Source organism: Streptomyces sp. NPDC005202 (assembly GCF_040608235.1).
Classification (GTDB): Bacteria; Actinomycetota; Actinomycetes; order Streptomycetales; family Streptomycetaceae; genus Streptomyces.
In genome coordinates this window covers 1-22825 of sequence record NZ_JBEXHW010000005.1, presented here as the reverse complement: position 1 = coordinate 22825, position 22825 = coordinate 1, and the positions used below count along the sequence as shown (strand labels likewise).

Sequence of the window (22825 nt, the reverse complement as noted above, 5' to 3'; positions counted from 1 at the left end):
GCGGCACGCGTCCGCCACAGCCACACCGGTACGCACCCGCGGCACGCGTCCGGCACAGCCACGCCGGTACGCACCCGCGGCACGCGGAGACGGTGGGCGGCAGGGTCGCCCACCGTCGGCGTGTCCGGTGGTCGTGGTCGGGGGCGGAACGGCGCCCCGGCTGGTCTCAGGAGAGCGGCGGCCCCGGCTCGGGGTTCGGCACCGGCTCCGGTCCCGGCGGGATCGGGGACGGGGAGGGCTCCGGAGTCGGGCTCGGGCCCGGGTGGGGGCCGGGCGTCGGTTCCGGCGGCGTCGGCCCGGGAGCCGGAGGCGGTCCCGGGGTCGGGGGTGGTCCCGGGGTCGGGGGCGGTTCCGGGGTCGGAAGTGGTTCCGGGGTCGGAAGTGGTTCCGGCGTCGGGGGTGGTTCCGGCGTCGGGACCGGGTCCGGGTACGGCTGCGGGTGCTGGGGATCCGGGCCCGGCGTGGGCCCCGGCCCGGGGCCCGGCATGGGCGGGGGCGGGACGGGGTCGGGGTACGGGTTCGTCATGGCGTCCTCCAGCCAGTCGGTCGACATCGGCTCTGGACTACTCCCACGCATACCCGACGCCCGCGCCGCCAGTCACCCGCCGGCGCCGGCGCGAGGACCCGGGTGGGCTCAATGCGGGAATGCGGGGGTCTGCGTGTGGGGGCCGCACCGGGGCCACCGTGCCGGGTGCCGGGCACCCGCACGCCTGCGACCGCAGGGGGACAGGCACCGGGAAGCCGTGCACGGGGGCACAGCAGGGCCCCGAGCATCCGGAACCCGCCCGCCTGCAACCGCCACGAAGCCAGGCACCGGGATCCCGTGCGCCTGAGCCGCACCGAGACCGCCGGGTACCGGGCACCCCCGCACCTCCGACCACGCCGGCAGGTACCGGGGAGCCCCACGCGGGAGCCGCACCCGGGAGCCACACGGGGGCCGCCGAGCACCCGGCAGCCACCCACCCACCAACCCTCACGGAGCGGGTGTGTGCGGTGGGTGTCAGCCGTGGACGATGTGGGCTGCCCTTGCTGCTGCCGCGAGCCCGGGGCGGGGGCTGGACAGGATCGGGATCGCGGTCGTCGTCAGCTGCTGGACCGGGGCCATGGAGGCCTGGGCGAGGACGATCGCGTCGGCGTCGGTGATCGTGTCGGTCGCGGCCGCCACCTCGCGCACGTACCCCTCGGTGTCGCCCCCCTCGAAGCGGGCCCAGGCGCCGTCGACGAGGAGGGTGCGGACGTCGACGGGGCGTTCGGCGCGGCGGGCCTCCTCCTCGATGAGCGCGACGGTCGGGGCGAGCGTGCTCTCCAGCGCGGCGATGACGACGACCCGCGGGCCCCGGGCCACTGCCGCGGCCGCCATCGGCCGGTCGACGCGCAGCACCGGCACCCCGGCCGCGGCCCCGGCCGCCTCCGCGATGCCGCCGATGGTCGAGCAGGTGCACAGAACCGCGCGGGCGCCGCCGGCGACAGCCCTGTCCAGCACCGCCCGTACCGCGCCCGCCACCGCCTCGGGACCTTCGCGGCGGGCCCGGCCCAGCAGTGCCTCGTCGACGAAGTGCCGCAGTTCCAGGCCGGGGTGGGCCTCGTCGCGCAGCGCGTCGAAGACCGCGACGTGCACCGGCGAGGTGTGCAGGAGGGCGAGCATCGTCAGGCGCGGGTCCCGCTCAGAACCGCTCCGGATGCGCCGCCAGCCACTCGCGCGCGGCCCCCAGCAGCTCGGGGTCGGCCGCCGGGGCCTCGTCGGGGTGGCGTTCGGCCCACCTGACGACGTACGGGCACAGCGGGGCCACGGCGACGCCCTCGCGCCGCGCGCTGTCGTACAGCTCGCGTGCCAGCGAGCCCGCGATGCCCTTCCCCTCGTGGGCCGGTTCCACGATCGTGTGGACCGGGACCAGCGCGCGCTCGGGGGACTCGAGGACGAAATACTCGATGTGGCCCAGCACTTCGCCGCCGGCGACCGCCTCCAGACGGCCCGCCGCCCGGTCGTCGCGGATGTCGATGTCGCTCATGGGCACGCTCCTGGTCCGGTGTCCGTTGATCAGGCCGGTACGGCCCGCGGGCTGCGCTCCTGGTCCGAGCCCGGCACGGGCGCGGACGGGTCGGCACCCAGCGCCACGATCCGGTTGTCGCGGTCCACATGCACGACGCGGGGCTTCAGCGCCCGCGCCTCGGCGTCGGTCACCTGGGCGTAGCTGATGATGATCACCAGGTCGCCGGGGTGGACGAGATGCGCGGCCGCCCCGTTGATGCCGATGACACCCGAGCCGCGCTCGCCCTCGATGACGTATGTCTCCAGTCGTGCGCCGTTGGTGATGTCGACGATGTGGACGAGCTCACCGGGCAGCAGGTCGGCGGCGTCGAGCAGGTCCGCGTCGATGGTCACCGATCCCACGTAGTGCAGGTCGGCCTGGGTGACGGTGGCACGGTGGATCTTGGACTTGTGCATGGTGCGCAGCATTCAGTGCTCCCAGAGGTCGGCTCCCTGCCTGCTTGCTGCAGGTCAAGGGCGTTTCGTCACTCTACAACGACACGTTTTGCCGATGGCTGGGCGACGGCTCTTGAGGGACGGATGCTGACCGGTGGCTGACTTGCCTGATGGTGTGCCCGGTCGGTCAGGCTGGGCCATTGAAGGGCCCGATCACTGGGCCGTGCCTCACATGTTCCCGCTCGCGTTCGTCCGTGCTCCGAATTCCGTGAACCAGTCCAGCATGTGGCCGTTCGTGATGGCTCCGGGACCGGTGACGTCGGCCACGCGGGCGCCTTGCAGAATCCGTTTCACCGGCACCTCCAGCTTCTTCCCGGTCAGCGTGCGGGGTAGCGCGGGTACCCGCGCGATCACGTCGGGTACATGGCGCGGGGACAGCTGCTGTCTGATGGCCGCTGTGATCCGCGCCCGCAGGCTGTCGTCAGCCTCCTCGCCGTCGTCGCTCACGACGAACAGAGGCATGAAGTAGCCGCCGTTGGCCTGCTCGACCCCGACGACGAGGCTGTCCGAGATGCCGGGGAGTTGCTCCACCACGGTGTAGATGTCGGCCGAGCCCATCCGCACTCCCATGCGATTGAGCGTGGAGTCGGACCGGCCGGACACGACGACCGACAGGTCCTTTTCCACGGTCACCCAGTCACCGTGCCGCCACACGCCGGGGTAAGTGTCGAAGTAGCTGGCCCGGTAGCGTGCGTCGCCGGGGTCGTCGACGAAGCGCAGTGGCATGGACGGCAGTGGGGCGGTCACCACCAGCTCTCCCTGCTCGCCGGTCAAAGGCCGTCCCGTCTCGTCCCACGCCGCCAGCGCCACGCCGAGCGCCGGGCACTGCATGCGGCCTACGCGCACCGGGAGGAGCGGGGAGCCGCCTGCCAGGAGGGAGCAGACGTCGGTTCCGCCGCAGATCGACTGCAGCCACACGCCGGGGGTGAGCCGGTGGTGGACCCACTGCCAGGTGCTCGGAGCCATGGCCGAGCCTGTCTGCAGGACCGAGCGCACGGCACCGAGGTCGAGGTCTGCTGCCGGATGCAGACCCGACTTCTCCACGGCCGCGAGATAGGCCGCGCCCATCCCGACCATCGTCGCCCTGGTCCGTTCGGCGACCCGCCAGGCGCCGGCGGCGTCGGGAAAGGTGGGGCTGCCGTCGTAGAGGACGATCGTGCTGCCGTGCAGAAGACCGGCGACCAGGAAGTTCCACACCATCCAGCTGGTGGAGGTGACGAACAGGAACCGGTCCTCCGGGCGCAGGTCGACACCGAGCCCGAGCGCCTTCAGCAGTTCCACCACGATGCCGCCGTGGCTCTGCACGATGCCCTTCGGGACGCCGGTGGTTCCCGACGACCAGAGGATCCAGAGCGGGTGGTCGAAGGGTACGTCGGCGAAGTCCGGTGCCTGGTCGGTGGACGGCAGCGCGGACCACGCGTGCACGGTGACGTCGGATCGTACGGACCAGGCGTCCGTCTGCGAGGGGAAGAGGTTGTCGACGGTGAGGAGGTGGCGGACGGTCGGCAGCCCGTCCAGGAGTTCGGTGACCGTGGTCCGTTTGTCGTGCTCCTTGCCCCCATAGCGGTAGCCGTCCGCGGCGACGAGGACCGTCGGCCGAGCCTGCGTCAGCCGGGCGAGCACACTGGGGGTGCCGAAGTCGGGTGAGCAGGCCGTCCATACGGCACCGACCGCCGCGGTCGCCAGCAGTGCCACCACCGCCTGCGGCAGGTTGGTGAGGTAGCCGGCGACACAGTCACCGGGCTTCACACCCATGCGCCGGAGGGCAACGGATACGTCGGCGACGTCGCGGCGCAGCTGCGCCCACGACGTCTCGACGGGCTCCCCGCCCTCGGTCACGCTCACCAGTGCCGGACGCGCGCCGGTGGCCTGGGCGAGACATCGTTCGGCGAAGTTCAGCCGGGCGCCGGTGAACCAGCGGGCGCCCGGCATGGTGGTGTCGGCCAGCACCTCGTCCGTATGCGGTGACGGCGTCCAGCCCGTAGTACTCCCACACCACCGACCAGAAGCCCGCCAGATCGGTGGAGCTCCACCGCCACAGCTCGGCGTAGTCGGCGAAGCTCAGACCGCGGGTCTCCTCCAGCCATTCCATGAACACCGCGACGTTGGAATCCTCCAGCTCCCGGCGCCCCGGTGTCCACAGCAGTTCGGTGTCCGGACTCATGAGTGCCCTCCGGTAGGCGTCGCCCCGAGCGGTGCGCGGCCGGAGTCGGACTACAGCATGCGGATCAGCTCTTCGCCCTGGGGCCATTCTCCGTATCCCGAGGCCGGGTTGAGGTGGCCGACCGCGCCCAGTTGCAGGAGTTGGCTGCCCCAGCTCCGGGCCAGTTCGGCGACGCGTTCGGGTGCGCCCAGCGGGTCGTCGGCGCTGGCGGCGACGATGCTGGGAAAGGGCAGCCGCGCGCGGGGCACGGGGGTCCAGCCGTGCTCCGCCAGTTCGGCGGGTGTGGGGTAGCCGTCCGGCAGCGGTGTTGTGAAGTCCGGTGGTGTGGCGAGGAGCGCGCCGCGTACGTCGGCTCGGTGGCGGGCGGCCCAGTGCACCGTGGTGATGGCTCCCGCGCTGTGGGCGACCAGCACGACCGGTCCGTCCAGGGGCGCCAGCGTCGCGGCCAGGTTGCCGACTTGGGCATCCAGGCTGAGTCGTTTCCCGGCCATCGGGGGAACGGTGCGGACGACTCGTCCGGCCTCGGCGAGACGTCTGGCCAGCACGGTCTGCCAGTGGTCCGCGACGTGGTGGCGCAGACCGGGGACGATGACCACGGTGGGTTCCACGGTGGCGCTCATTAGAGGACCTCCGAGGGGTGCTTGGTCTCCGCCTTCGCTGTGAGGTCGGCCAGGCGGAGGAGGTCGCGGTCGTACCAGTGCCTGCCGACCAGGAAGGCCAGCGTGGCCGCGACCGCGACGAGGGGCACGATGCGCAGGGCGCCCAGCAGGCCGAAGCGGTCCGCGAGCGGGCCCGTGACCGCGGGGCCGGGGGCCAGCCCGAGCAGGCTGTTGGCCAGGGTGAGGGTGGCGAACGCGGTCGCCGCGATGGAGGCGGGGGTCAGGTTCGCCACCATGGCCGCCGCAGGCCCGGCGGAACCGGCCGACAGCAGGCAACCGGCGGCCAGAGCAAGCAATTGGGCAGGTCCGGTGGGCAGTTGGAAGGCGAGGGTCAGCAGGAGGAGCGCGCCGAGGCTGCAGCCGGCCGCGACGGCCCATTTGCGGATGGGGGCGGTGGAGCTGATGCGGTCGGAGGCCACGCCTCCGAAGATCATCCCCAAGCAGATGATCATGGCGAAGGCGCCGGCGGCTCCGCCCGCCTTGCCTGGGGCCATGTGGTAGTAGCGGTTGAAGAAGCTGGGCAGCCAGGACAACAGCGCGCCGGCGATGAACAGTTGCAGTCCGCTGCCGACATAGGCGCTGATGACGGAGACGGACGAGAAGAGGCGGGGCAGGTGAGTGCGCAGCCGGCCGTGCGCGGCAGCGCCGTCGTCGCCGCCGGAGGGCCGTCCGCGCGGCGCAAGTCTGCTCTCCTTGACCACGACCGCATACACGGCGGCGAGCACCAGGCCGAAGATCCCCATCGTGGCGAACGCCCAGCGCCAGCCGGCCACCTGGGCCACGGCGCCGCCGACGACTACGCCCAGCACCGAGCCGAAGGCGCCGCCGGCGATGAAAGCACCCGAGAGGGTCGCCCGCAGGGTAACCGGGAAGATACTGAGGACCACGGCGATGCCCACACTGCCGTACGCCGCCTCGCCGATGCCGACGAAGAGACGGCCGACGAACATCTCGCCGTAACTCGCCGATATGGCGCACCCCAGGGTGGCAAGGCTCCACATCGTGGCGGCCAGCAGCAGACTCCGGACCCTCCCCCACCGGTCTGCCATCAGGGACATGGGGAAGGTGAACACGCCGACCGCCAGGGCGACGATGCCGCTGAGCGAGCCCAGGGCCGCGTCGGACAGCAGCCATTCGGCCTTCAGCAACGGGAAGGCGGCGTTGAGCACCTGGCGGGACATGTAGTCGGACAGCAGCAGGCCGAAGCCGAGTGCGAAGACCGTCCAGGCATAGCCTTTGGACACGGGCCACTCCGACGCGGACGATGTCGGGGCCGTGGACTGCGCAGTGGTGTGAAACTCCATTGTCATCACCTCGACTGCTTGAAAGGGAAGGTCAGAAGGGTCTGTCGCCCACGATTCCGGCGCGCTCCATCTTGCGGACGGCGGGCCAGTAGTCCTGGACGGCGTAGTGCTGGGTGGAGCGGTTGTCCCAGATGGCCACGCTGTTGGGACTCCACCGCCAGCGCACCTGGTACTCGGGGATGGCGGCCTGGCTGATCAGATAGGTGAGCAGGTGGCTCGCGCCCGGCGCGTGGTCCTGGCCGAAACGCACGTTCTCGGGCGTGTGGTAGTTGACGAAGTGCGTCGCGAACGCGTTGACGAAGAGGATCTTCTCGCCGGTCTCGGGGTGGGTGCGCACGACCGGGTGCTCGGCGTCCGGGAACCGCTCCTTCAACGCGTGACGCTGTTCCTCGGGCATGACGGCGCCGAAGGTGGCCTCGATGCTGTGCCGGGCGCGCAGCCCCTCGATCCGGGTCTTGATGTGGTCGGGGAGGCGACGGTAAGCCTCGACCATGTTCACCCAGATCGTGTCGCCGCCGACCGGGGGCGACTCGACGCAGCGCAGTACGGCGCCCATCGACGGGTTCACCCGCCAGGTGCCGTCCGTGTGCAGGGCGTTCTCGTAGTGCTCCGGCGGGCTGTCCAGCTCCTTGTAGATCCGGACCAGTCCGGGGTGGTCCGGGTCGCTGCCGGCTACGGGGTGGTCCTCCAGCGGGCCGAAACGCGAGGCGAACGCGACGTGGTCGGCACGGGAGATGTCCTGGTCCCGCAGGAAGAGGACTTTGTACTCCAGCAGCAGGCTCTTGATCTCGGCGAACAGATCGTCGTCACGGGTCGCGTCGGCCAGGCTCACGCCACGGAGCTCGGCTCCGATGGTGCAGGTCAGCGGCTCGGCCGTGAGGGAGGTGCGGCGTGCGCTCGGGCGTACCAGGGCCGGGGCCTGCCGCGAGGACGAGAGGGTGTCTGGCATGGGTTCTCACTCCCAGGGGTGGAACGGGGTGCGCCCTGTCACAGGACGAAGACGGAGGACCCGGTGGTCCGGCCGGCTTCCAGGTCGCGGTGCGCCTGCTCCGCGTCCTCGAGGGCGTAGCGCTGATTGATTTCGATCTTGATGCGCCCGGCGGCGACGTGCTCGAACAGCTCGCCGGCCAGCGTGGCGCGCTCGGCGGGGTCTGCGATGTAATCAGCCAAGGCGGGGCGGGTGACGAACAGCGAACCCTGTACGGCGAGTTGCATCGCGTCGATCGGCGGCACGGGGCCGGAGGCGGTGCCGAAGCACACGAGGAGCCCGCGGCGGGCCAGTGAGGCCAAGGAGCCCTCGAAGGTGTCCTTGCCGACGCTGTCGAACACGACTGGGACGCCCGCGCCGTCGGTCAGCTCGCGCACCCGGTCGGCCACGTCCTCGTTGCGGTAGCGGATGACGTGCTCGCATCCGTGTGCCCGGGCGATGTCAGCCTTCTCCTCGCTGGACACCGTTCCGATCACACGGATGCCGAGCAGTGCGGCCCACTGGCACACGATCAGGCCCACCCCGCCCGCCGCGGCGTGCAGCAGCACGGTGTCGCCGGGCTTCAGGGGATGGATCCTGCGCAGCAGATAGGCCGCGGTCAGGCCGCGCATGGTCATCGCGGCCGCCGTCTCGCAGCTGATCTCGGGGGGCAGCTTGATCAGGTGCGAGGCGGGCATGACCCGCTCCGTGCTGTAGGCACCGAGCGGACTTCCGGTGTATGTCACCCGGTCGCCCTCGGCGAGGTCGGTGACGCCCTCGCCGACCGCTTCCACCGTTCCGGCAGCCTCGACGCCGATGCCGTCGGGCAGGCGGACCGGGTAGAGCCCGATGCGGAAGTAGGTGTCGGCGAAGTTCAGGCCCACGGCTTCGTGCCGGATGCGTACTTCGCCCGGGCCGGGATCACCGACGGTGACCTCCTCCCAATTCAGGACGTCGGGTCCACCGGTTTCGTAGAAGCGGACGGCGTGTGCCACAGAGTGCTCCGAAGGGTTCGCGCGGATGGGTGTTGCCTGCGTGCGGAGCCGCCCTGCACGCCGGGCATGGGTCAGGCCGTGACGTCGCGCAGCATGAAGCCGCGCTGTCCCGGGCGGCGGTTGGGCACCATGCCGAGGCGGGCGAGGGTCTCGTCGGCATCCGCGTAGTACTCGCCGAGCTTGTAGATCCGCTTGGCGTCGGCACCGGTGGCGATCTCGCGGCCGAGTGCCTCGGAGATCCGCACCATCTGCTCGACCTGGGCCACGGAGGACATCCGCTCACCCTTGGCGCGCCAGAGGTTGTCCTCGTTGCCGACGCGCACGTGCTGGCCGAGGGCGATGGCGACGGCGTTCATCGGGGCCACGGCGCGCATGGAGCTCTCGATGGTCAGGACGGCTCCGTCCGGCACGCGGCGGATGAACTCGACCAGGTCGGCGGGGTGCCGGCCGGCGAAACCGCCGCCGATGGCCACGTAGTTGAGGATCAGGGGCCCGGTGTGGATGCCGGCCCGGATGAGTCGCTCGACGGTCTCCAGCTGGGCCAGGTGGGCGAGCTGGAAGTGCGGCTGGATGCCGTTCGCGTGCAGGCGCTTGAGGTGCTCCAGGTAGAAGTCCGGACCGGCCTCGACGACCATGTCGCGGTAGGCCCGGTAGTAGTCCGGCTTCGCGATCGAGGTGCCCTGAAGGTCGTCGTCGTTCATGATCTCGACGATGTTCATCTGGCTGGTGTTGATGGCGATCGTCACCTGGTCGGGCGCCGGGGTGAGTTCGGCCAGCAGGTGGCGGGTGTCGTAGGCGAGCCACTTGGCGTCGCCGCCCTCGCCCTCGGGTGCGAAGGAGATCGAACCGCCGATCTGGAGCACCATGTCCGGCACGGCCTCGCGCAGCCGCCCGAGCAGTTCGTTGAACATGGACATCCGCTTCGAGCCCTTGCCGTCGAGCTCGCGGACGTGGATGTGGAGCACCGTGGCGCCGGCGTTGTAGCAGTCCACGGCCGCCTGGACGTGCTCGTCCATGGTCAGGGGCAGGTCGTCCGCGTCCCCGGGAAGCCACTCGGGACCGTACGGCGCGGCCTGGATCACCAGCTTCTCCTGGTTCTCCGGGAAGAGTGAGTCGTCGTGGAAATGCACGGGGCTTCTCCTTGGCGTAGAGGTGATCGCGTCACGGAGCAGGCAGCGGACGCGACGACAGGACTGCGACGGCGTAAGTCCGGACGGTCGCAACAACTGACCCAGTGGTTGCGGGCCGATCCGGAGGGAGTGCCCTCAGGGGAGCTGCAGAGCGCTCCCTCCGGAGGCCGACCGCCGGTGCGGTGGTGCCAAGGTAGGGCGGGCGGCACGCAGCCGCTTTGCCTGTGGAGACAGGTCACTTGCCAATCGGGGACACACGGCCGGGCCCAATTCGTGCTCCTGCCCGCGTGCGCCCCGCGGGCTCAGCTTCCGCCGGGCACTGCCGGGCCGCCCCGGCTCTTGCGCCACTCCCGCGGACCGGTGTCGAAGTGCTCGTGGAACCAGCGGGAGAACGCACTCAGCGACGAGAACCCCAGCAGCGTGGAGACCTCGGTCAAGGAACGGTTGGGGTTGGCGACGAACTGCTCCGCGAGCGCCGTGCGGGTCGAATGGAGCAGTGAGGAGAACGTCTCTCCGGAGCGGGCCAGATGACGGTGAACCGTGCGCCGGTCGACGCCGAGGCTGCGTGCGATCTGCTCGATGGAGCAGCGCCCGGTCGGCAGCAGCGCCTCGATGAGGTCGCGCACCCGGTCCACCTCGGACGCTTCCCTGGGGGCCGCGATGGGCTCGAAGTACTGCCGGGTGTAGCTGCGCAACTGGGCGTCGGCCATGGCGTTGGGGGCGTCCAGGTCCTCGGCGTAGAAGACGATGCCGTTGAAGTCGCGGTCGAACTCCACCAAGGGCCCGAACAGACGGCGATGGCTTGCGGTGTCCCGCGGCGCCGGGTGGGCGAAGCAGACCGACGAGGGGCGCCAGTGCGGGCCGAGGAAGCCGCTCAGCACGCGGTGGAACGCGCCCACGGCGAGTTCCGTGCCCTGCCGGGCCGACTGCGGCTCCCCGAGCCGGAGATCCACCTTCAGCGTGGCCACCCCGTTGCCTTCCGAGAGCCGCGCGTGCAAGACCTCGTTGTAGGTGTGCTGGTGGCGGATCAGCAGAGCCAACGCACTGCGGACGTCGGGCTCTTCACGGACGAGCAGGCTGATGGGTCCGAGGTTGGAGAAGCGCCGCCGCTCGGTCAGCAGCAGACCGAAGTCCTCACGCCCGGATGCGGCGGCCGACAGCTCCAGCAGCCTGACCACCGCCGTGCCGGAGATCCACCGGTCCTGTACGGCCAGGTCCGCGGTGTCCAGGCCGACGCCCTTCATCAGGGCGCGGGGGTCGAGACCGAGGGATCGGCTCAGCTCGACGTAGCCGTTCAGCGCGGCGGTGCGGGCAAGGGGCCTCATGGGCACGCTCCAGGGGCAATGGGTCCCCAGAAGTTAAGTTTCTCGTCCCCGCACGTCAAGCATGCCGGGCGAGTGATTCGTAGCATCCCCGTTCAACGCGGCCTGTGCGGCGGTGCGGCGGCCGTGCCGTCCGGCCGTCGCAGTGCCGGAAGGAACTGACCGCTCACCAGACCTCGCGGAGGCGACCATGGCCGAAACCCCCCATACGCCGACGGTGCCGACCGAACCGTTCACGGCCCCGCCCTGTGGTACGGACTCGACCTGGCGGGCCGCGACGACTGGGTTCTCCGTCTGTCCGCCGAGACCCGTGACGAATTGCGTACGGCGCTGCACACCGCCCGCACTCGTGCCGCCACCCTGCTGCGGATGACCGTCGCCGACTTCCCGCTGCCCACACTCGCCGCCGAGCTGAATCGCGCTGCGAGAACACTGTCCGAGGGGCGGGGCTTCCTTCTGATCAAGAACGTCCCGGAGGATCTGCTCGGAGAGGCTGAAGCGAGCACCGTGCTGCGCGGCATCGGCCAGTACCTCGGCAGGCCCGTCCCGCAGACCGCCGACGGCCGCACCCTGTGCCACATCCGGGACGCCGGCCCGACGCAGGACGACCCGGCACCGCCGGCGATCCTGACCCGGGCCGCGGTGCCGTTCCACACCGCCGAATCGGACCTGCTCGGCCTGCTGTGCCTGCGGCCGGCGCGCTCGGGCGGCCGTACGCTGCTCGCCAGTGCCGCTGCCGTGCACAACGCCGTGCTCGAAATCCGCCCGGATCTCGCCGCGCGCCTGTACCGCACCCACCGTTTCGACCGCCAGGAGGAGTGGGCGTCCGGCGAGGGGGCTCACCTGGCTTCCCCGCTTGTCAGCCGGCACGGCGACCGACCCAGCATGCGATACGACCGTGCCCGCCTCGCTGGCGAGGCCCGCCCTGCCCGCGGCGGTGGCCCGGACGGCGCCCGGGCCACCGCCAAGAAGCTGTACGACCTCATCGACACGACGGCCGCCTCGCCCGCCGTCCAACTTAAACTGGATCTCCAGCCCGGCGATCTGCTGCTGCTCGACAATCACGTGGTGCTGCACGCCCGCTCGGCGTACGAGGACTTCGACGCCCCGGAGCACAAACGCCACCTGCTGCGCGTGTGGCTGGCCCGCCACGGGGACACCGACACGGCCGACCACGCAGCCGGAGCACACTTCCGCCCGACGACACGCGCCGGAGTCACCCCCCACGACGTCATCCGCCCCCGAAGCCTGCGCACGGCACGCCCGGGCTGCGGCTGTCCGTCGCTGCGCACCAACTGAGACGAATCGAGGACACCACGGTCATGACCAATCTCGCCACGCTTCTGGTGAACTCCGCGGCTGTGCACGGACCGCACGTCGCCGTGCGACACGACGACACCACCCTGACGTACGAGCAGCTCGACGAGGCGAGTGCCCGGTTCGCCGGTGTCCTGCGCGACCGGGGTGTCCGGCCGGGCGACGTGGTCACGATGACCATGCCCAATGTGCCGCTCTTCCCGGTCGTGTACTACGGCATCCTGCGGGCCGGTGGCGTAGTCGTGCCGATGAACCCGCTGCTCAAGGCCCGTGAGGCAGCCTTCGTGCTGCGCGACTCGGGGGCCCGGATGACACTGGCCCACCCGATGTGCGCCGAGGAGGTCGCAAAGGCAGCCGCCGAGACCGGAGCGGCGTGCCTGGTCACGGATTCCGACGCCTTCCACACGCTGCTGCTCGCTGCCCCGCCCCTGGCCGACGTCGTCGAACGAGCCGACGACGACACCGCCTTGATCCTGTACACATCGGGCACCACCGGCACGCCCAAGGGAGCCGAACTGACCCACCGCAACCTGCTGACCAACACGGCCACGACCACGCAGACCCTGCTTCTGCTCGGTCCCGAGGACGTCCTGTTCGGCGGTCTGCCCCTGTTCCACGCCTTCGGGCAGACCTGCGCCATGAACGCCTCCGTGGCGGCCGGCGCGACGCTGACGCTGCTGCCCCGGTTCGATGCGGGACGGGCTCTGGATGTCATGCGCCGGGACGGGGTCACCGTCTTCCTCGGCGTGCCGACGATGTACTCCGCCCTCCTGCAGGCCCGCCGGTCTGACGGGCATGACATCCCGGCTCCGGCTCGCGGTGTCGGGCGGCGCCGCCCTGCCGGTCGAGGTGCTGCACGGCTTCGAGCGGACCTTCGGAGCGACCGTGCTGGAAGGCTACGGCCTGTCGGAGACCTCTCCGATGGCCGCCTTCAACCATCCGGACCGCCCGCGCAAGGCCGGCTCGATCGGCACACCCGTGCGCGGCGTCGAGATGAAACTCGTCGCGGAGACCACCGTGGAGCCCGGCGCGATCGGAGAGATCGCCGTCCGCGGTGAGAACGTGATGAAGGGCTACTTCAACAACCCCGACGCAAGCACCCACGCCCTCCGCGACGGCTGGTTCCACACCGGCGACCTGGCACGCGTCGACCAAGACGGCTTCTACTTCATCGTGGACCGGAAAAAGGACCTGATCATCCGGGGCGGATACAACGTGTACCCGCGAGAGATCGAGGAGGTCCTCTACGGGCACCCCGCGATCGCCGAGGCCGCTGTCGTGGGAGTTCCGGACCCGCTGCACGGCGAGGAAGTCACTGCGGTCGTCGTACTGAGGACCGGAGAGGAGGCGACGCCGGAGGAGATCCGCGACTACGTCAAGGAACGCGTCGCAGCCTACAAGTATCCGCGCATCGTCACCCTTACCGCCGAGCTCCCCAAGGGCCCCACCGGCAAGATCCTCAAGCGGGAGATCACCGTCCCGGTCGGTCCGCTCGTGAGCCTCAGGCCGCGGCAAACGTCAAGGACGGGTACTGGCCGACGGCGTGCCGTGATCGGTGTCGGGCGGCGCCGGGGCCTGACGTCGGCGGCTGAGGAACGTGGCGATCGGCAGGGCAGCGGCCAGCCCGCTGAGCAGGACCCCTGCCAGCGCCCCCAGCACGGCGGTCTGGTCGTCGAACGCGAGCCCGATCGCGGCCAGCGCGGGACCCACGTTGCGTACCGAAGCCACGCCGCCCATGGTGGTGCGGCGCACCGTCGGGCCCGTGGCCAGCAAAGTACCGATACCGAAGGCGGCGGCTGCGAGCAGGAACCCGGCGAGCAGGGAGAGGGAGCCGAAGAGATCCACGACCGATCGCCAGTTGCCGAGCAGCATGCCCGCCAGCACGATCAGAAAGGTGATGTTGGAGACCGCGGCTGCCGTGGGGTGCCATGACTGCGCCGTGGGCGTGGCGTAGCGGCGCATGAGCAGGCCGATGGCGAACGGCACGAGTTGGAGCAGCGCCACGGTCCGGACCAGCGCCCCGACGTCGAGGGACACGTTGGTGCCGATGTCGGCGGCGGTGAGGATGCCGTTGACCGTGGGTGCGAAGGTGAGACTGCCGATGGAGGCGAGGAGTACCTGCATCGCCGCGCCCGCGACGACATCGCCGTTCTGCACCATGGCCAGTTTCGCGCCGAAGGGGCCGCCCGGGGACGAGGCGAGCAGGACGAGGGCGACGAGCGAGGCCGGCGGGAGGCCGAGGAGCGTGCCGATGCCCCAGCCGAGCAGGGGGATGATCACCATGTTGGCGAGCAGCGCCAGCAGGAGCAGCCGGACGTTGGTGAAGACGCCCCGCAGTGCGGGGACGGTGGCCCCCAGGCCGGCCGCGAACATCGTGGCCATGATGAAGATGACGGTGACGGCGTTGAGCACCAGGTGCAGTGTGTCCATCGGCCTTCCCCTCCGGGGAGCGGAGATCTCCGGGCGTTGCCGCAGTGCGCGTCGTCGCTTGTCAGTCCTGAAGACCGCCGAGCCAGCGCAGGGCGCTCAGGCTCGGCAGGAAGCAGTACTCACCGCCTCGGGTGACGACGAACCGGGGCAGCGTGGCAAGGCGTCGTCGCACCGGCCGCCGGGGAACGGTGAAACCGGTGGAGCCGTCCTGGGAGCCGGTGACGGGATCCTTGCCGTCTTCTCCGCCGAAGAAGACGCTGTCGTTCAGCCACTGGGACTGGACGAACTCGAACTGCCGCCCCAGGTGTGCGCCGATGAACGCGAACATCAGGCCGCGGCCAAGGCCGTCGTCCTCCAGCGCCCCGTCCGGCAGTGGTGGTCCGTAGACGGCGCCGCGTCTGATCATGCGGTGCAGGCGCACCTCCCCCGCCACGGCGGCGTCGCGGGGGTTGGCCCGGCGGATGTGGCAGCCGCCGGGAGTGTGGAAACCGATCGGGTCGTCCCGCTGGTACAGGAAGGTGTTGCGCCGGTGCGGGTCGACACCGAGCGCCGGATCGTCCTGCTGGGGGGCGAGTGCGAGGGGAGCCCCGCTGCGCCAGCGCCCCATGATCTTCGCCGCGATGAGTTCCTGGTCTTCGGGCCCGGTGGAGTTGTCCCTCAGGTAGCGGCGGAACTGGGCGACGTTCTGATGGAGTTTACGGAAGACGGCGTAGCTGCCGTTGCGACCCAGCACGGCCGGCTGCGGGGTCTGGGTACCGCCGAGTTCGTCGGGGTACCCGAGAACGAACTCACCGGCCTTCAGAGGCACTTCGAGTTGATTCGATCCGGCGATGCCGCTTCCTTCGACGGCGGGGTGACTGACTCCGTCGCGATAACCGAAATGCTCGGTCTCGGTGGGCAGCGCGTAACAGTCCTGCCGCCAGATCGCGGTCACGCCCGGGAGGCGGTCGTAAGCCGGGCGAGCGCGATCGATGGCCGCCTGCAGGCGCAGGGAGTCGGGGGCGACGGCGGTGATCACCACGTGGACGTCGGGGGTGCCGAGCGGTGCTTCCCAATGCTCCGGGGCACTGTCACCGACATCGCCGAGTGCTCGGGCACGGGCGGCCATGCCCTGCCGGAACTCCCAGGCGAACGTGTCCAGCGATGCAGCCGGCACTCCGAGGGTCTCGAGGCCGTGACAGGTCAGGGCGGCGCTGACCCAGGTGTCCCCGAGAGGACTGGCCGAGTCGGCGGCGGAGGTCACCGCCCCACTGACGCGCCGCATCAGCTCCCGCCCCTGTTCCCGGTCGTCGACCCGGAAGGCCAGGTAGGCGTCCGCGTAAGGGGTCGGCCGGGGGCTGAGGACGCCGCGCTGGATGTCGTCCAGCTCCAGCTCGGCTTCCAAGGACTCACTCACGGGTGACCTCCTTGCGGGCCCTACTTCGAGACGAGGTTCCGCCAGAAGTTGCGCAGGCTGTCATCACCTCCGAACAGGGAACTGAAGATCGTCGAGTCCGCCAGCAGCACATCGCCCGCCCGGTCTCCGCTCGGCGGCATCCACAGGAACATGTTGAACTCGGTGTTGCCTGCCTCGGTGAACGGATGCGGCCTGGACGTGTCGATCGGCTGCCTCGCCAGCACATGGATGGCGTCCGGCTCGTCGGTCGTCACCTCGTAGTGCGGCAGATGCATGTGGAAGTTGAAGTTCGTCACCCCCTCCAGCCACCCTTTGGCGTCCAGGTCCCCGACCGTGGACAGTGGAGCGATCTTGTTGCCCTCACTGGTCGCGGGACGCAGTCCATAGCGGTTCATGACCGGCACGCCCAAACCCTTCATCAGGTCCCTGACGTAGGTGGCGAACCGCTGCTGGCGAGGCACCAGAGGATCGCCGTGGTGGCGGTACTCCATCTCCCGCTCGGACAGATCGTCCGAGGCACCGACGTCGTGGTGGGGGCCGAGCACCAGGCGCACGTCCTCGCGGGCGAGGAAGGCCCTCAGTACCTCGATCTCGCCCGGCTGAGCGTCCTGCTCGGTGATCATGTGGTCCAGCCCGAAGACGAACAGGACATCGGTGTCAGCAAGGACCCGCTCGTCCAGCGGGGTGGGGAAGCCGGCCTGGTCGATGCGCTGGTACACCGGAACCGGATGCCCCGTGGTCTCCTCGACGAAGTCCTGGAACGGCACCCAGGCCCAGAAGAACAGCTCGAGCGCCCCGGCGATGCCCTGCTGGAACCGATAGGGGTCGGACCATTTCGGGTCCTCATAGGCGGGCCACGCCACCCGCCTGACCTCGGTCATGGTCGAGAAGCGGTTGTCCAACTCCGTTGCGTACCGGCCCGCCTCGGCCGGATAGCTCCACGAGACATAGACACTCACCCGCTTCCGACCAGGGGTGTATCCCCGGGGGATGTGCCTCTGGTTGTATGTGCGCGCGGTCCTGGCCTCGCTCATTTCGATCGTCTCCGATCCGCGGTCACACGCTGCGCGGAGGGTTCACTATCCGGCAGGTCCGACCCCGGCCTTACTGCAACTGGTCGAGCATCTCCGACAGAGCACCCTTGACCCGCAGAGCCTTCTTGATCTCGCCCGCCGTCACGTAGGGGTACTCTCCGTACTCGATGAAGCTCGGACAGTGGTGCTCCCGCACGAACCGGACGAACCCCTCGGGGTTGGTCCGCCAGTCCTCGGGAAACCCTTCGAGATTCTCGAAGACGGTGCTCGCGCCGACCTTCGTGAAGAGCGCGACCGCGTCCTCGGTGTACTTGTCGAAATCGGTGTCGAAGATCCCCTGATACATGAAGCGCGTGTCGTCGTCGAAGAGAACCCAGCGAAGGTAGTGCAGCTTCAACGGCGCCAGCAGGTACGGATCTTCCTCCAATGCCTTGACCAGCGTCTGACCGTGGGCACGCACCGCGTCGGCCCGGCCCGGTTTGATCCGCGCAATGATCGTGAACCCGTAGCACGCCGGGGTCCTGGGAAAAATGGGGCCGTACTTCCCCTGCTCAAGATGGTCGGTGTCCTTGGGGATGGCGACCATCTGCGGCTTGATTTCCATGCCCGCTCCTCCCGCCATGTGCAGGCCGGAACACCCCCATCGTCCCACCCGCTCACGGGTTGCGCCCGCAGAGCGGAAGAGTCCCCGGCCGTGACCTCTGCGGTCGCTGTGTCGGCGGTGCTGGAGTAGACCGGAAAGGACGGAGCCGCTTCGGGCGGCACGGGAGGTGACTTCCATGGCCGACGACGGTCGGGGAAGGGGCGCGGGTGACGCCGGGACGGTGACACTCGAAGCGTTGTTCACCCAGGCGCCGGTTGGCCTGGCTGTGCTGGACAGCGACCTGCGGGTGGTCCGCATCAACACCGCCACGCCCGCCATGCAGGGCACGCGAGAAGAAGACGTCATAGGGCGCACTTTTCCCGGATCGCACTACGTGGTCGATGCGGAGGCGGCCGAGGCTCTCGTGCAGGAGGTACTGGAGAGCGGTGTGTCGGTGCGCGGGCGGGTCCTGCGGGCACGGCCCCCTGCCCACCACGGCCAGGAACGTCTCTACGAGCTCACCGCTTTCCCTCTCCTGGACCCGGACGGTGCGGTGCTCGGCGTCAGTCAGCATCACGGTCGTGGACGTGACCGACCGGGAAAGGGCTCTGAGGCGGCTGCGCATTCTCGACACGGTGCGAGAGCGGGTGGGCCGCTCCCTGGACATGGTGGTGACCTGCCAAGAGCTCGCCGACGCACTCGTTCCGGAATTCGCGGACGTGGCAGTCGTGGAGTTGGTGGAGGCTGTGATCTGTGGCTACGACCCGCCATCACCGCTCCCCAGCTGCGTGACGCTGAGACGGGCCGCTTTTCGCAGCAGCGCCGGGGAGGATGCGCCACAGGCTCACCCCGTGGGACATGTCGAAGTACTTCCCGCACCTACTCCCTTCAGCCGGGCCCTGGCCGAGCAACTCTCCCAGGCCGTCGACCTCACCCCCGACCCGCCTTGGCTGGAGACCGACCCGGCCCGCGGCCGGGCCATCCGCGCATCCCGAGCGCACAGCCTCCTTGTCGTGCCGCTCACACTCCGGGACGCGGTACTCGGAAGTTGCGCCTGATTCTGGATCGCGCGCTGACCTGCGAAGTGAGCGACTCAAGCGCCACGGCACCACACCTCCGGCACGCCCGCATGACCGACGAAGGGGGACGCGGACTGTTCATCGTCGCGCAGCTGGCCCAAACCTGGGGAGCCCGCTATTCGGCCGACGGCAAGACCATCTGGACCGAGCAGACACTGGAAGGAGCGTCTCGCTGACCTGGGTACGAGTGACCGTCCGTGCCTGCGGCGGGCTGCCAATTCCTGTAGGGCGCCGAGCGCCGGGCCGGGTGTCGCAAGCATGGCCGACCGCTTCGCCGCTGGTGGTCGACTAGCCTTGATGGCAGCACGAGGAAGGGGCATGCCTCCGGTGGCTACAACATGTGCGACGCGCAGGTGAGTTCCGGACTGTTTCGGAAGCTGGGATTGACGAAGCGAGCGGGCTTCGCCGTCGTCCGCGAGGCGAAGCCCCGCTCGCTGGGCCCGCGCGATATCGCGCCCATACAGGGTGACGGAGCAGTTGATATCGACCCCGGGCACACGGGCACCCTGCCACAGCAGCACGGCGAGGTAGGCGCCGTCGTCCTGTCGGGCCCTACGCGCGGGCCGGCCGTTCGCCGGCGACCGCCCGGCGGGCCACCGTGACCAGTTCCGCCGCCGGGCCCACCAGGCGCCGCCCGGTCGGCCAGACCGCACGCAGGTCGCGCGCGAGGTCGACGCCCGTGACGTCGACGCCGATCAGTCGGCCCTCGGCGATGTCGCCGCGGACGGCCAGTTCACTCAGGACGGACGGCCCGGTGCCGGCGATCACCGCACCGCGCACGGCGGCCGTCGAGCCGAGCTCCACCAGGGGCCGAACGCGTTCACAGCCGACCAGGTACAGGGCGCGGTCCAGCGTCTGCCGCGTGCCCGAACCGCTCTCCCGCAGCACCAGCGGCGCACGGGACAGCTCCCGCGCCGACAGCGGCTCCCGTCGCCGCGCCCACGGGTGACCGGGGTCGACCACGACGACGAGCCGGTCCTCGGCCACCTGCCGCGTGGACATCACACGGGACAGGCGCGGCCCCTCAATGAATCCGATGTCGGCCTCGCCCGACTCGACCAGCTCGGGCACGTGCTCGCTATTGGTCACCTGCAGCCCGATGTACAGCTCCGGCCGGCGAACGCGCAGCTCGCTGATCCAGGCCGGCAGCAGGTACTCCGCGATGGTCAGGCTCGCCGCGACGCGCAGTTCGGCCTCCCGCCGGTCGCGCAACCTGTCGGCCCCGGTGAGCAGCTCGTCCAGCTCGTCCAGGACCCGCCGGGCGTGTTGGGCGACGACCTGCCCGGCCAGCGTCAGCCGGGAGCCGCGGCGGGTGCGGTCGACCAGGACCAGTCCCAACCCGCGTTCCAGCGTGGACATCCGGCGGCTGGCGGACGGCTGGGAGATCCGCAGCCGCTCGGCCGCCCGGCCCAGACTGCCCAGGTCGGCCACGAGGACGAGGAGCCGCAACGACTCCAGGTCGGGCGTGCGCAAGGGGAGGGGAACAGTCTGGGGATCCGGCACGGAGGAGTCTGTCACAGCCCCAGCGTATGAGTCACTCATACGTCTGGGCTATGACCTCCTGCTCCATCAGGGGCTACAGGGCCGGCACGACGCCGACCAAAGTGGTGATCATGAAGGACGCCAGCCTCTCCCCGTCAGGGACCACCCGCCTGCCCCGCCTTGCCACCGCCCGAAGGCACGGCGCCGCCCTCGCCGCCCAAGCCCCCGGCTTCGCCGCCCGGCTGCCCGGGCTCGCCCTCGCCGTCGGCGTCGCCCTGGTCGCGACTGCGCTGGGCCGGCTGGTCCCCGTCGTCGGCGGGCCGGTGAGCGGCATCGTGCTCGGGGTGCTGGTGGCGGTCGCGGTGCGGCCCGGTGACCGGATGCGGCCCGGCATCACCTTCGCCGGGCGCGGAGTGCTCCAGGCCGCGGTGGTGGTACTGGGCGCGCAACTGTCCCTGGGCCAGGTGCTGCGGGTCGGTGTCGGCTCGCTGCCGGTGATGCTCGTGACCCTTGCGGTCTGCCTGGCGGCGGCATACGGGATCGGACGCCGCCTGGGTGTCGTCCGCGACCTGCGCACCCTGATCGGTGTGGGCACCGGCATCTGCGGCGCCTCCGCGATCGCCGCCGTCACGCCGGTCATCGGCGCGGCCGAGGCGGAGGTGGCCTATGCCGTGTCCACGATCTTCGTCTTCAACGTCGCCGCGGTGCTGATCTTCCCCGCCCTCGGGCATCTGCTGGGCATGGGCCAGCACGCCTTCGGCCTGTTCGCCGGCACCGCGGTCAACGACATGTCGTCGGTGGTCGCCGCCGCCACGACCTACGGCGGCCCGGCAGCCGACTACGCGGTGGTGGTCAAGCTGGCCCGCACCCTGCTGATCATCCCGATCTGCCTGGGCCTCGCCGCCCTCGCCCGCCGCCGCGCGCGGAAGACAGACGCGCCGGCCGACGCCGGCGCGGCAGGTTCTGGGCGGGGTCTTTCCGGCCCGGTGCGCGTCGGCCGGCTGGTGCCGTGGTTCCTCACCGGCTTCCTCGTCCTGGCCGCCGCGAACACCGCCGGCCTCGTCCCATCCGACGCCCAAGGCCCGCTCAGCACGCTCGCCATCTTCCTGATCACCGTCGCCCTGTCCGCGATCGGCCTGTCCACCGAACCCTCCAGGCTGCGCCGGACCGGTCCCGCGCCCCTGCTGCTCGGGGGCTGCCTGTGGCTGGTGGTGTCCGCCACCAGCCTGGCCCTCCAATTCCTGGCCCGGTACCTGTGACCGTCGGACCGAGCGCGGCAGAGAGGGGCGCCCGACCACCGGTGTGCACCCCAGCGTCCGGCCAGAGCAGCGGCGTCGGCACTGCCGGCTTCTGTTGCTGACGGCTGGAGTTGCTCCGGTCCGGTAGACACGGACGGGCTTGCGTTCTACGCGGCAGCGTAGGCGAGGTTAGCTGATGCTTGTGGTGCGTGTCGGCGCTCGTACTCGGCTGGGCTGAGCTGGCCGTTCGCCGAGTGGCGGCGCCAGGGGTTGTAGAATCCTTCGATGTAGCTGAAGAGCTGTTGTTCGGCGTCGCGGCGCGTGCGGAAGCGGTCGATGAGCTCCGTTTCCAGGGAGGCGAAGAAGCTCTCGGTCACCGCGTTATCGAAGCAGGACCCGGTCCGGCCGGTGGAGGGGCGGATGCCGGCTTCCTTGCACCGCTGTCCGAACGTCACGCTCGTGTACTGGGCTCCCTTGACGCTCTCCTGTATGTCAAGCCCTCTGGGCAGGCCGGTTCGGGGTGCTGTCCTGCTTGATCAGGTAGTAGGCCTCCCGGGCTACGTACCGTTTGAGACAACGGATGATCTCCATCTTCGACTTGCCTTCGCTGGTGCGGCGTTCGACATACTTCTGGGTGGCCTCGTCGTAGTGCAGGCGGCAGACGACGGCCATGTGGAGAGCGGAGTTGGCCTGGCGGTCGCCGCCGCGGTTGAGCCGGTGACGCTGGATCTTGCCGGAGGAGGCGGGCAGCGGGGCGACGCCGCAGAGTTTGGCGAAGCGGGCCTCGTCGGTGACCCGCTGAGGGTTGTCGCCGCAGGTGACCAGGAGCTGGGCGGTGTTCTCGATCCCGAAGCCGGTCCGCTCCAGCAGCGAGGGTGCCAGTTCACGGACCAGGGGCTCGATCATCGCGTCGAGGTCGGCAACCTCGTCGTTGAGTTCCAGGTAGCGGCGGGCCAGGGATTTGATCGCGATGCGGGTGGCTGAGACGGGGTCGCGGAAGGCGGTCTCGTCCGGTCGCCAGGCCGCGCACCGCGGTAGCCGGCCCGGGTGGTGGAGAACGGGCGGGTGTCGAGCACGTGGTCGTCGGTGTCGATGACGGCGGCCACGTGCAGGTCTTTGTGGGTGTCCACACCGCCGATGACGGCGCGTGAGGTGGGTGGGATGCTGGCCATGTCGGCCTCCTCGCGAAGGGAGCGCGGTGGGTCGGCGCGCGTTCACCGAGGCGGCGGACAAGACAGTG

20 protein-coding genes and 3 pseudogenes are annotated in these 22825 nt (G+C 70.3%); 6 read left to right on the top strand and 17 right to left on the bottom strand.

Annotation, left to right across the window (positions count from 1 at the left end):
- Positions 1-1000: 1000 nt before the first annotated feature.
- The 10 genes from ABZV31_RS11345 to ABZV31_RS11300 all read right to left on the bottom strand — a co-directional run bounded on the left by ABZV31_RS11345 (position 1001) and on the right by ABZV31_RS11300 (position 11029).
- Positions 1001-1645 carry an aspartate/glutamate racemase family protein gene (locus tag ABZV31_RS11345; RefSeq protein WP_355891307.1) on the bottom strand — a complete coding sequence of 215 codons (645 nt, stop codon included), beginning with the start codon at positions 1643-1645 and terminating at the stop codon, positions 1001-1003.
- A 19-nt stretch (positions 1646-1664) separates the two neighbouring features.
- A complete protein-coding gene (locus ABZV31_RS11340; RefSeq protein WP_355891304.1) occupies positions 1665-2009 on the bottom strand; it encodes a GNAT family N-acetyltransferase in 345 nt (114 codons plus the stop codon).
- A gap of 29 nt (positions 2010-2038) precedes the next feature.
- Entirely contained in the window at positions 2039-2458 is a 420-nt protein-coding gene (gene panD, locus ABZV31_RS11335) for an aspartate 1-decarboxylase (RefSeq protein ID WP_355891301.1), read from the bottom strand.
- Between the two features lie 195 nt (positions 2459-2653).
- Positions 2654-4435 carry an acetoacetate--CoA ligase gene (locus tag ABZV31_RS11330; protein ID WP_355891298.1) on the bottom strand — a complete coding sequence of 594 codons (1782 nt, stop codon included), beginning with the start codon at positions 4433-4435 and terminating at the stop codon, positions 2654-2656.
- Positions 4436-4699: 264 nt separating this feature from the next.
- The gene (locus ABZV31_RS11325) at positions 4700-5269 is read right to left on the bottom strand and encodes an alpha/beta fold hydrolase (RefSeq protein ID WP_355891295.1); all 570 of its coding nucleotides are present in this window, start codon (positions 5267-5269) and stop codon (positions 4700-4702) included.
- Positions 5269-6552 (bottom strand): MFS transporter, encoded by a 1284-nt coding sequence (locus tag ABZV31_RS11320; RefSeq protein WP_355891293.1) that lies wholly within the window; start codon positions 6550-6552, stop codon positions 5269-5271. The genes ABZV31_RS11325 and ABZV31_RS11320 overlap by 1 nt, the downstream gene beginning before the upstream one ends.
- Before the next feature lie 91 nt (positions 6553-6643).
- A complete protein-coding gene (locus ABZV31_RS11315) occupies positions 6644-7561 on the bottom strand; it encodes a TauD/TfdA family dioxygenase (protein WP_355891290.1) in 918 nt (305 codons plus the stop codon).
- 38 nt (positions 7562-7599) lie between these two features.
- Entirely contained in the window at positions 7600-8574 is a 975-nt protein-coding gene (locus ABZV31_RS11310; RefSeq protein ID WP_355891287.1) for a quinone oxidoreductase, read from the bottom strand.
- A gap of 71 nt (positions 8575-8645) precedes the next feature.
- Positions 8646-9704 (bottom strand): 3-keto-5-aminohexanoate cleavage protein, encoded by a 1059-nt coding sequence (locus ABZV31_RS11305; protein WP_355891284.1) that lies wholly within the window; start codon positions 9702-9704, stop codon positions 8646-8648.
- A gap of 302 nt (positions 9705-10006) precedes the next feature.
- Entirely contained in the window at positions 10007-11029 is a 1023-nt protein-coding gene (locus tag ABZV31_RS11300) for an AraC family transcriptional regulator (RefSeq protein WP_355891281.1), read from the bottom strand.
- Between the two features lie 366 nt (positions 11030-11395).
- Here ABZV31_RS11300 and ABZV31_RS11295 point away from each other — a divergent pair, with 366 nt between their 5' ends.
- Positions 11396-12325: a TauD/TfdA family dioxygenase gene (locus tag ABZV31_RS11295; protein WP_355891278.1), complete on the top strand. Its 930-nt coding sequence runs from the start codon at positions 11396-11398 to the stop codon at positions 12323-12325.
- 23 nt (positions 12326-12348) lie between these two features.
- Positions 12349-13738, top strand: a pseudogene (locus ABZV31_RS11290) (long-chain fatty acid--CoA ligase); the annotation flags it as partial.
- Positions 13739-13861: 123 nt separating this feature from the next.
- Here ABZV31_RS11290 and ABZV31_RS11285 read toward each other — a convergent pair.
- The 4 genes from ABZV31_RS11285 to ABZV31_RS11270 all read right to left on the bottom strand — a co-directional run bounded on the left by ABZV31_RS11285 (position 13862) and on the right by ABZV31_RS11270 (position 17807).
- Positions 13862-14773 (bottom strand): bile acid:sodium symporter, encoded by a 912-nt coding sequence (locus tag ABZV31_RS11285; RefSeq protein WP_355891275.1) that lies wholly within the window; start codon positions 14771-14773, stop codon positions 13862-13864.
- Positions 14774-14834: 61 nt separating this feature from the next.
- On the bottom strand, positions 14835-16169 hold the full coding sequence (locus ABZV31_RS11280) for a Dyp-type peroxidase (protein ID WP_355891272.1): 1335 nt from the start codon (positions 16167-16169) through the stop codon (positions 14835-14837).
- A 20-nt stretch (positions 16170-16189) separates the two neighbouring features.
- Complete coding sequence (locus ABZV31_RS11275; RefSeq protein ID WP_355891269.1) at positions 16190-17128, bottom strand: hypothetical protein; 939 nt, start codon at positions 17126-17128, stop codon at positions 16190-16192.
- 145 nt (positions 17129-17273) lie between these two features.
- Positions 17274-17807 carry a hypothetical protein gene (locus tag ABZV31_RS11270; RefSeq protein WP_355891266.1) on the bottom strand — a complete coding sequence of 178 codons (534 nt, stop codon included), beginning with the start codon at positions 17805-17807 and terminating at the stop codon, positions 17274-17276.
- Between the two features lie 175 nt (positions 17808-17982).
- Here ABZV31_RS11270 and ABZV31_RS11265 point away from each other — a divergent pair.
- The 3 genes and pseudogenes from ABZV31_RS11265 to ABZV31_RS11255 form a co-directional block, all read left to right on the top strand.
- A pseudogene (locus ABZV31_RS11265) lies at positions 17983-18345 on the top strand (PAS domain-containing protein); the annotation flags it as partial.
- 28 nt (positions 18346-18373) lie between these two features.
- On the top strand, positions 18374-18844 hold the full coding sequence (locus tag ABZV31_RS11260) for a hypothetical protein (protein ID WP_355891883.1): 471 nt from the start codon (positions 18374-18376) through the stop codon (positions 18842-18844).
- The gene (locus ABZV31_RS11255; protein WP_355891880.1) at positions 18835-19041 is read left to right on the top strand and encodes an ATP-binding protein; all 207 of its coding nucleotides are present in this window, start codon (positions 18835-18837) and stop codon (positions 19039-19041) included. The genes ABZV31_RS11260 and ABZV31_RS11255 overlap by 10 nt, the downstream gene beginning before the upstream one ends.
- A 376-nt stretch (positions 19042-19417) precedes the next feature.
- Here the strand turns inward: ABZV31_RS11255 and ABZV31_RS11250 are convergent, their stop codons facing one another.
- Entirely contained in the window at positions 19418-20383 is a 966-nt protein-coding gene (locus tag ABZV31_RS11250; RefSeq protein ID WP_355891263.1) for a LysR substrate-binding domain-containing protein, read from the bottom strand.
- Between the two features lie 95 nt (positions 20384-20478).
- Between ABZV31_RS11250 and ABZV31_RS11245 the strand changes: the two genes are divergently transcribed.
- Positions 20479-21606, top strand: a complete 1128-nt coding sequence (locus tag ABZV31_RS11245; protein WP_355891260.1) for a putative sulfate exporter family transporter — start codon at positions 20479-20481, stop codon at positions 21604-21606.
- A 146-nt stretch (positions 21607-21752) separates the two neighbouring features.
- Here ABZV31_RS11245 and ABZV31_RS11240 read toward each other — a convergent pair whose 3' ends face one another.
- Together ABZV31_RS11240 and ABZV31_RS11235 are read right to left on the bottom strand one after the other, a co-directional pair.
- On the bottom strand, positions 21753-22040 hold the full coding sequence (locus tag ABZV31_RS11240; RefSeq protein WP_355891258.1) for an IS3 family transposase: 288 nt from the start codon (positions 22038-22040) through the stop codon (positions 21753-21755).
- 37 nt (positions 22041-22077) lie between these two features.
- Positions 22078-22611, bottom strand: a pseudogene (locus ABZV31_RS11235) (transposase); the annotation flags it as partial.
- Between the last annotated feature and the right edge of the window lie 214 nt (positions 22612-22825).

What these genes read in the sequence shown, in the direction of transcription:
- ABZV31_RS11345 (WP_355891307.1), bottom strand. Translation starts at nt 1,645, where the DNA reads ATGCTCGCCCTCCTGCACACCTCGCCGGTGCACGTCGCGGTCTTCGAC.
- ABZV31_RS11340 (WP_355891304.1), bottom strand. Translation starts at nt 2,009, where the DNA reads ATGAGCGACATCGACATCCGCGACGACCGGGCGGCGGGCCGTCTGGAG.
- panD (WP_355891301.1), bottom strand. Translation starts at nt 2,458, where the DNA reads ATGCTGCGCACCATGCACAAGTCCAAGATCCACCGTGCCACCGTCACC.
- ABZV31_RS11325 (WP_355891295.1), bottom strand. Translation starts at nt 5,269, where the DNA reads ATGAGCGCCACCGTGGAACCCACCGTGGTCATCGTCCCCGGTCTGCGC.
- ABZV31_RS11315 (WP_355891290.1), bottom strand. Translation starts at nt 7,561, where the DNA reads ATGCCAGACACCCTCTCGTCCTCGCGGCAGGCCCCGGCCCTGGTACGC.
- ABZV31_RS11300 (WP_355891281.1), bottom strand. Translation starts at nt 11,029, where the DNA reads ATGAGGCCCCTTGCCCGCACCGCCGCGCTGAACGGCTACGTCGAGCTG.
- ABZV31_RS11295 (WP_355891278.1), top strand. Translation starts at nt 11,396, where the DNA reads ATGACCGTCGCCGACTTCCCGCTGCCCACACTCGCCGCCGAGCTGAAT.
- ABZV31_RS11285 (WP_355891275.1), bottom strand. Translation starts at nt 14,773, where the DNA reads ATGGACACACTGCACCTGGTGCTCAACGCCGTCACCGTCATCTTCATC.
- ABZV31_RS11270 (WP_355891266.1), bottom strand. Translation starts at nt 17,807, where the DNA reads ATGGAAATCAAGCCGCAGATGGTCGCCATCCCCAAGGACACCGACCAT.
- ABZV31_RS11245 (WP_355891260.1), top strand. Translation starts at nt 20,479, where the DNA reads ATGAAGGACGCCAGCCTCTCCCCGTCAGGGACCACCCGCCTGCCCCGC.